Annotated in this window: 6 protein-coding genes; 4 read left to right on the top strand and 2 right to left on the bottom strand. The window is 32.3% G+C overall.

Annotation, left to right across the window (positions count from 1 at the left end; all coding sequences use genetic code 11):
• Positions 1-135: 135 nt before the first annotated feature.
• Together AWJ19_RS30835 and AWJ19_RS30830 are read right to left on the bottom strand one after the other, a co-directional pair.
• Positions 136-1,062, bottom strand: coding sequence for a WG repeat-containing protein (locus AWJ19_RS30835; protein WP_082708223.1), 927 nt, complete (start codon positions 1,060-1,062; stop codon positions 136-138).
• 817 nt (positions 1,063-1,879) lie between these two features.
• Positions 1,880-2,161, bottom strand: a complete 282-nt coding sequence (locus AWJ19_RS30830) for a hypothetical protein (protein ID WP_068729276.1) — start codon at positions 2,159-2,161, stop codon at positions 1,880-1,882.
• A 371-nt stretch (positions 2,162-2,532) separates the two neighbouring features.
• On the opposite strand from AWJ19_RS30830, the gene AWJ19_RS30825 reads away from it, so the two are divergent.
• The 4 genes from AWJ19_RS30825 (at position 2,533) to AWJ19_RS30810 (ending at position 8,218) form a co-directional block, all read left to right on the top strand.
• Positions 2,533-2,778, top strand: a complete 246-nt coding sequence (locus AWJ19_RS30825) for a hypothetical protein (RefSeq protein WP_068729274.1) — start codon at positions 2,533-2,535, stop codon at positions 2,776-2,778.
• A 50-nt stretch (positions 2,779-2,828) separates the two neighbouring features.
• Positions 2,829-6,548: a S8 family serine peptidase gene (locus AWJ19_RS30820; RefSeq protein WP_157890125.1), complete on the top strand. Its 3,720-nt coding sequence runs from the start codon at positions 2,829-2,831 to the stop codon at positions 6,546-6,548.
• A gap of 26 nt (positions 6,549-6,574) precedes the next feature.
• Positions 6,575-7,141: an SMI1/KNR4 family protein gene (locus AWJ19_RS30815; RefSeq protein WP_157890124.1), complete on the top strand. Its 567-nt coding sequence runs from the start codon at positions 6,575-6,577 to the stop codon at positions 7,139-7,141.
• 804 nt (positions 7,142-7,945) lie between these two features.
• The gene (locus tag AWJ19_RS30810) at positions 7,946-8,218 is read left to right on the top strand and encodes a hypothetical protein (protein ID WP_068729268.1); all 273 of its coding nucleotides are present in this window, start codon (positions 7,946-7,948) and stop codon (positions 8,216-8,218) included.
• Positions 8,219-8,819 lie beyond the last annotated feature (601 nt).

Here is an 8,819-nt window from a genome sequence, read left to right as displayed (position 1 = left end):
ACAAAATTATTGACAGACCCGCAGTATAATTATATTTATAAATATATCGTTTTTTTCAACATCTCCCGAAAGAACTTTGCTTATGGGTACTACATGCATAACTTGGAGTATAACTTGATATGCATCCCATTAATTTTAATCCTTTATAACTAACATTATGTCTTTGTACGGATAATCGATGTTACGAAATTGCGGATACATTGTTATCTCACCATCATGAGATAATAATCCTACAGTATTTTCTTTAACAACAATGCTGTAGCCGTTATAGAATTGCCTAGTCATTTCTAATTCCGGTTTTACAAAATATTTTCCATCGGTATCTATAATACCCCATTTTTTATTGAATTGAACTGATGCATATCCTTCAGAGAATGTCTCAGCTTCTTCAAATATTGGAGGAATTACAATCTCTCCTTCTATATTCAAATATCCATACTTTCTTCCTTTTTTAAAGCAAATTCGTTCATCAGCACATGGTCCTAGATAGGAATATTTCGTAGGTATCGCTAATTCTCCATTATTATTTATACAACCTGATTTATTATCGGAATCACAAACCACTGCCAAACCATTGTGGAAAAACAGGCCATTACTCCACGTAGCAGGAATGACAACCTCACCCTTAGTATTAAGATAGCCACATTTAGAATTTATTTCTACCAATGCAAGTCCCTCAGAAAACACATCGAGTCTGGTATACGTAGGGCTTAATATGATATTTCCAGACTGATTTATAATTCCATAGAAACCATTTTTATTAAAAGTAGCTAGTCCATCAGCTGAAAATCTAGAAAAACCATCAAAATCTAAATAGATGCATTTTTGATGTGTGTAATCAACAAACCCTTTTTTACCGTGAAAAGATTCAAATGCTGCCCATCCATAAAAATATTTTGTCAGCCACTTGTAGTAAGGATATGGTTTTGAAAAATCCATATTTATATGGGTAAACCCATTTTCTGTATTTAACAATGCAAAACCTTCAGTGAAGTAATCAGCTTCGATATATTTGCATTCATGCATTATAGTACCATCTCTTTTAGCATAAGCTTGTCTCATTTATTCACCCCATATATCATGCTCTCCAGGTAGTATCTTTAGTATGTGTTATATAGTATTGGGTTGAATTATCATATATTTTAGCCTCCAATTCAGAAATATCTATACATCTCTCCACATCTAATTATATCCTCAAATTCATAAAAAGATTTTGTTTAAACTAGTCATATTCTGTTTATAATTCACATTGTATTTGTGAGGATAATTTATTTATGGTGCCAAAATATTTCTATTATATATTTGCATAAAATTAATTATAATACTATAATTCTAACGTACAAAAGCCTAACCCCGCCCAATAAAAAAAACGTATGACATTAAAAACTTATAACTACTCTTTATTCGCAGTTATATAACTAAAACAGCATCTATCAAAAAGACGGAGCCCGATTTAATGGGTTCGTCTTTTTGATCAGCAGCTTTATTCCTGTAATGGCTGGTTGCTATCTTATTTATTCTCTCAATATCTCAATCTCAAAGCTTTACTTTACATTAGACTGAACATAATAAATCATATTGTTTTTAATATAGTAATATTCTCCAGTATCCATTTTGCAACTTTCTTTACGGTTGTTAAATATTTTATATACTGCTATTCCGGCCCTTGGCTTATCAAATGTAATTAATTGTTAAGAGAACTCCTAAATTGGGAACAAAAAATATCTAGTACTTATACACCTACTAAGTGAGTAGTTTTTGAAAGTGTTTGTGAGCTTAACAAAAGGGTTTTAACTGCAAAATTGCAGGGATTGCTAATTTAATAACCTTCTAAAAAGAAAGTTCGTGAGAACCTACCACTCCTAAACATGGCCGTTGTTCATTTTTTATGCACCCTTCTAAATATCCAACTTAAAGTGTAAAACAAAAGAAATAATGCAGTAAAAATAATGGCTCCACTAATAAAAAAAACGCCTGAAGGATAGTTTTCAAATGGTCCATGATACACAAAAAAATAAGAGTTTTTATAAGAAAAACTTTCCTCACCAGCATTATTCAAAACTTTAGGCATTGCGTAAAAATGTAGAATAATAAATAAAAAAAACTCCACAACTATTGCAAATACAATTGATTGTATAACAGCATTTGTAAATAGTTTCACTCTATATCCTCCTCAGTTAGATGTCAAATCGTAATCAAACATTACATCCTTGCAATACCTTGAAACTATGTGAGATGAACTAACTTTATTACCAAATTCCAAATTCAATCTTCAAACTTTTATACCTAGAAAAATAACAACTAAGCACCTATAGCAGTACAATAATAAAATAAACTAATAATTTACAGTTACTAATTACCTAAAAATATTATTTATTACAGCAGGATTCGACATACTACAGAAAAATTTTACTGTATGATATTTTTCACAGGTCATTAGAACAGGAGGTATATAGTATGAAACATTATGATTCATCGTAAGAGAAAAATTAATTACAAGCTCTAACAAATTTATGGTAAGGGGACGTTTATATGATTAAAAATAAAAAAACGAACTTATGGTCTATCTTTTTATCTCTTGTAATTATCATTTCTACATTAAGTAATTCTGGTTTTGTTTTTGCTAAAAATGAAAACAATACAGAAGATATTAAGGTACAACACTCAATAAATAATACACCTGTACCTAATAATACAGAAATAATCGTAAAGTACAAAGATGAACAAAAAATGAAGGCAGCTTCTAAGCAAAACTCTCTAAAAAAAGCACCAAGCTGAATATTACTGAGTCTTTCCCAACACTTGCTACAGAAGTAGTGAAGCTTGATGTGAAAAGCGATATCGATAAGGTTATTTCTGAATTAAATAATGATCCTAATGTAGAGTTTGCTCAAAAAAATTACATTTTATATCCTACATTGGTTCCAACAGATGAGCAGTTTAATTCTCAATGGGCCCTCTCAAATGAAGGTCAATATATTTCAGGTCAAATAGGATTAACAGGTATTGATGTTGAGGCTGAAAAAGCTTGGGACATTACAACTGGTAAAAAAGACATAATTATTGGAGTCCTAGACACAGGCATTGATATTAATCACCCAGACCTTAAGGACAATATTTATATAAACAAAAATGAGATTCCTGGAAATGGTATTGACGACGATAAAAATGGATATATCGATGACATTTCAGGCTTTGACTTTTTTAATAAAGATGCAACGGTTTATGATAAGGCTGATTTAGACTTACATGGAACTCATATCTCAGGAATAATCGCAGCATCTTCTAATAATTACGGCATATCTGGAATATCCCCGAACGTAGAAATACTCCCTTTGAAATTCATTAATGGAAGCTATGGATACACAAGTGATGCATTAGAAGCAATCGAGTATGCAAAAAAAGTGGGCGTTAAGATTATTAATGCAAGCTGGGGAGGAGAAGATTATAATCCAGCATTAGAAAGTGCAATTAACGACTCAGGAATCCTATTCGTTGGATCAGCTGGTAACAATGGGGCTGACTCTTCTATTCAACCTAATTATCCTGCAAGTTTTAACTTACCTAACGTAATATCAGTAACAGCCGTAGACAATAAAGGTGAGTTAGCTCCTTTTTCAAATTATGGAGCTAAAGTTGATATTGCAGCTCCGGGAGTTTCAATCCTAAGTACAATACCTGACAATAAATATGCTATGTTAAGCGGAACCTCAATGGCTGCACCATATGTAGCCGGTACTGCCGCCTTACTTTATTCAATTGATGATAGTATGACACCATTAGAAGCAAAGGCTAAAATAACTGAAAATGGATTAAAACTTTTAAGCTTGAAAACTAAAGTGAAATCAGAATCAATGCTCAATAGTTACAATGCTTTAAATAACGAAGGACCAACAATCTATAATTACACTGAGTTTAATAACTTATCTAATGATGAAACAACAGTAGAAAAAAGACTAGAAATTGAAAGCAGCATAACAATTCTTCCGGAGTATCCATCCGAAATAAATGACAAATTACTTCTTGCACAAAAAGCAGCTGAGCATGAAACAGAGATTAAACCAGTTCCTACACAAATGCCTACCCCAAAAGCAAATAATAGCACCAAAGAGAGCAAAACAGTAATAAATACACAAGCACTTCCATCTGTCAGTGTTAGCAATGTTACAGAAACATCATTAATAGTCAGTGCAACATTCCCCAGATCAGGTATTAATGGTAATGGATTATTTATAAAGGATAACTCTACAGGACAATGGAGAGATATCTACGGTTCTTATAGCGCCGCCTCTGGAACTTACTATGTTTCGGGACTCACACCTGGTACCTCCTATGACGTACAGCTTGTGTGGTATACCGATGATACACATTCTTGGACCCGTCAAGAACGATTCAGCTACACAAAGACCAAATCCTATAACCCAACTTTATCAGTATCTAATATTACACAAAGCACACTCACAATTGATGTTACCTACCCTATTTCAGGTAAACATGGGAATGGTTTGTTCCTTCTTAATCAGAGTACTAATACGTGGTCCGATATATATGGCTCTTGGAATGCAACGAGTGGACGATACACTATTTCTAATTTATCGCCGGGAACAAGTTACGTAGTCCAACAGGTTTGGTATACTGATTACTCTAACGATTGGACTCGGCAAGAAAAATTGCAAACTGTTTCTACACTAAACGCACCTGAAATTTTATATCGAAAAGACGGAAACCATGTCTTTACAAATCTAGAAATATACGATACCAATGTTTTGTCTACGGCCAACCATACAAGATGGCTAACACATCTAGATAAAGTATATGAATCACTTTTAGACTTAGTAGGCACTGCTCCATACAGTGCTCAAAAAATCGAAATAAAATCTACTCGTAATTACCCAGGAGGATGGGCAGTCTCTGGCAATCCAATATTATGGTATCAAAAATATATCAAAGATGAATTAGTTAGAGTCAACAATTATGATGATTGGTCTTTTGGTATAATGCATGAAATTTCTCATAATTTCGATTCAAGTAATTGGAATTTTGATGCAGAATTTTGGGCTAATACAAAAATGTATTATGCTGTTGAACAAAATAATAGTATCGTAACCATGAACGGTACTCAATATACTGGCTCTCAGCTCAAGAATTATTACAAATCTGTATCTGACTATGGCTATGATAAGATGATGGCATCAAATAGCTATCATAATGATTTTTTAACCTATACTTTTATAAGATTAAAAGACATTATTGGTTGGCAACCATTTAAATCTACTTTTAGAGATATCAATGCTCTATCTGCTTCTTCCGTCCCATCAACTAAAATTGGTAAGTTAAACTTATTCTTAAGTAAATTAAAAGAAAAATCGAACTACGATGTGTTGTCTTCCTTTAGCACAAAAGAGCTTCAGTTAATTGGTAATGCCTTTGGAGGCACTGTTGGTTATAATACCTCATCCTATACTCCATTGAACTTGTATGTACAAATTCAAGATGGCACTCAATATTATATCGGTAATCTAGCAAGACAATATAATAACACGAGCACCTTTGTTGCTGTGAATCCAGATGATGATATGTTAGTGGATTTACAAAATGGAGAACCAAGTGATTATTTCGTAGAAGATGGTCAATATTGGGTATATCTCCACAAGCTAAGTAACTATATGGATATTTATCAAACAGGGAATAATGTATATGCCTTATCAGACCCTAATCCAGATTCATATTCTAATCTTGATTATGAACAAACTACAGCCATATTAAAGTCGTCTAGCATTGTTACAAATTCTATTGATTCTGCAACAGTTACAGATTCAGTATATAATGATAATATTAATAATTCTGTCACTGATTCAGTTTATGATGATCAGTCGACACAAGATTATAAGACATTTACTTTCATTGTCTTTAACATTAATCCATTTAATAAAGATGGAAAAATGAATTTTCAGGTAAAGCCAGTTTTAACCTTTGGCTTTAAACCTAAATCAACTGATTATAATATTAGAATTTTGACAGCTCCATCTGGAGATGGTCCTTGGACTCAAATTAGTTCTCAAAGTTGCGAAAACCTTCCTGGGTTAAAAGGATGTATCGCTTCTATAGCTAACCGTACAGCTTATTGGAAAGCAAGCGTTACTGTGACTTTCAAATGGAAGGATGGCTCAACTGAAACACACTCAAAAGATAGCGTCAGAATTCTAACTAACAATCTAGGGAATCCGTTCCCGCTTTACCGAGATAGTTGGTCAGGCCAGTCACTAGGATTCCCTCGAACGGATTGGGTTAAATTACCTGAATCGCAGAGAACTCCACGTGACCCTGAACTCCGTCAAAAATTCATTGCTTGGTATGTAGTAAAATATGGACGACCAAATTTTGATTGGGCTGATTACGATATTCATCATATTCGTCCTTTAGCATTTGGTGGAACCAATGACTTTTCTAATTTGATTGCAATTCCTAGAACACCAGAACATCAAAAATATGTAACACCATGGTTTGCAAACTATTCCACATATGACCCTGATGCAGACCTTGATTAACACATCTAATACAAGGAGTGATAATGTTGACTGATTCAATTATCTCTAACGTTTTAAAAAATATATCTGAAAAAACAAGTACTGATCAACAGATTTCGAAATATCTCTCCACAAAAAGTTACAGACAAGAAAAAATCGCTTTTAACGATCCACTTGAAATAACGGATTTAGAAAAATTTTTTAGATTTTTTAGTAAAGAAAGTAAACTTGTACTACCTCAAGATTACCTCGATTTTCTACTTATCCATAACGGCGGAATTCTCTATTCTCATCCTGAATATGGTGGTGGGTTAGAACTATTAAGTTTACAGCGTATTGAAGAGCTCTACGCTATTTACAAAGAATTTCTTCCAGTTGGTTGGTATCCAATTGCTGTTGAAGAAGGGACTGAGTTTTTATTTATTGATTCTAACTTGTGTAACTCTGCAAGTAGGGCATCTAACTATCTTTTTTGGGCTTCTATAGAAGATATTAATGATGCACCTACAAATTTAAATTCAAACTTTGAATTGTGGCTAGACAGGTATTTTGCATCCCAAGGAAACCGATTTTGGGAATGGATGAAATATCCTGTGGAGTATTACTACAGATAAATACTGTTTTAGTAAAGCTTAAACTTTTATAAAAAGTAGTTTCGTATTAGTCAGTAACAGCACAAAGTTCCTTAGATTTGACTGCTCCCTAAAACCTGGAAAATCGCTTTAATCCAGTTTTATGGGGGCAGTTTTATTATCTTCCATGAAGAAGGACACTAAGCGACCTCGCGATTAACTAATCATTAGAATTAAACTCTTGAGTATTAATATTAAAAATAGTATTTTTCTTTGAGACACACAAACTTCGTTTATCTTTTAGTTTTTATTTTCCATAAAGAAAGAGCAGCTTAACGTGCTTAAACTGCCCCATTTACTTTTAGAAATAGGTCAATTCTAATAATACAGTTATTTTCTTCTGGTTACAGCATTATTATCTTCACAACCTATCACATTCTCAAAGACTTCTTTAAGTTTAAATCTGATAATTCTTTTTCAGAATCATCAGGATTAACTTAATCGGCGGCCCACTATCGTTTTAGCTACAATTTACTGATCAATGTATGTACATTGGTCTTTAATATTGATTCAACAAAAATTTTTAAAAAGCGTAATAAATGCTTTTAAATACTATACTCTCAGAAATGTATTTTATAATAACACTGAAAATATGAGAATCCTAAAATAGTAGTGTCTTTCTTTATACGCACCATTTCTAGTTGAACTGTGATTTAAACTTGAATATCATCACTAAATAAGTTACCTGCTCTCCAAACAAGCTACCCTTACCATAGAAGAATCTCACTCTTGATTTCTGAAAATGGACTTGTCCACTTCATCTAAAAATATAATGGAGGAGAACAAATGGACAAAAATAAAATACTATATGAACTTTTATGGGCAATGAAAATATTACATGAAATGAATTCTACCGATATTACTATTTATTATTCGATAAGAAATATATGGAATGCTATTAAAGATATTTGTGAATTCAACATCCAAGGTCCACTAAATGAAAAAATTCTACAGCAGGTGCTTCAATCGTTAAAGAAATCAAAAACTGGAGATGATAAAATTGAAAATCTAATTTTGTATTTGACCACATCCAAAATAGAAATGAATATGCATTATTAAGCTTCAATGTAATTCCTTGTTTTAGAAAAAACAGTGGAATAACAAGTAGAAAAAATACAAAAAGCACACAACCCATTGGATAAATTTTAGTTCTAAAATACATGTGTTAAGCAATGTCATCTTAAGATTTGACAATTCTCACGAACATATTTCAAATGAAAGTAATCTTGAACGAATCCCACAGTTCCTGAAGTAAAAATGTTTTCATTATAAATAGGTAGTGACTAGTTTTCTATCATTTTTGAAGTACTGTATTTACAGTCATTATAGGTATTACAGGTTTGGACCTCATGTTTTTAACATCATTTTTTTATTGGTTACCATTAGAGCATAACTGGGATGATTGAAAGTCATGCAACTTCAATCGTAATACGTCCAAATCATTTCGATTTGTATTCCAGTATCAGTGGGAATTTTGATCAGATACCCAAATAATTGTAAAGTGATAGTTACTCAAACAAGTAAAACGGCGGGGACACTGGTTAAAACTAAATATGACAAAGTTAATTTAATCTAATTGATTCTTTTGTAATATATTTATTATATGGTTTGATTTCATACAACTCATTAAGTTATACAATCGATATGTTGGAAAATCAGT

It is taken from the genome of Paenibacillus sp. DMB5 (assembly GCF_001517085.1).
Classification (GTDB): Bacteria; Bacillota; Bacilli; order Paenibacillales; family Paenibacillaceae; genus Paenibacillus_AQ.
This window is presented reverse-complemented; position numbering and strand designations above follow the sequence as displayed.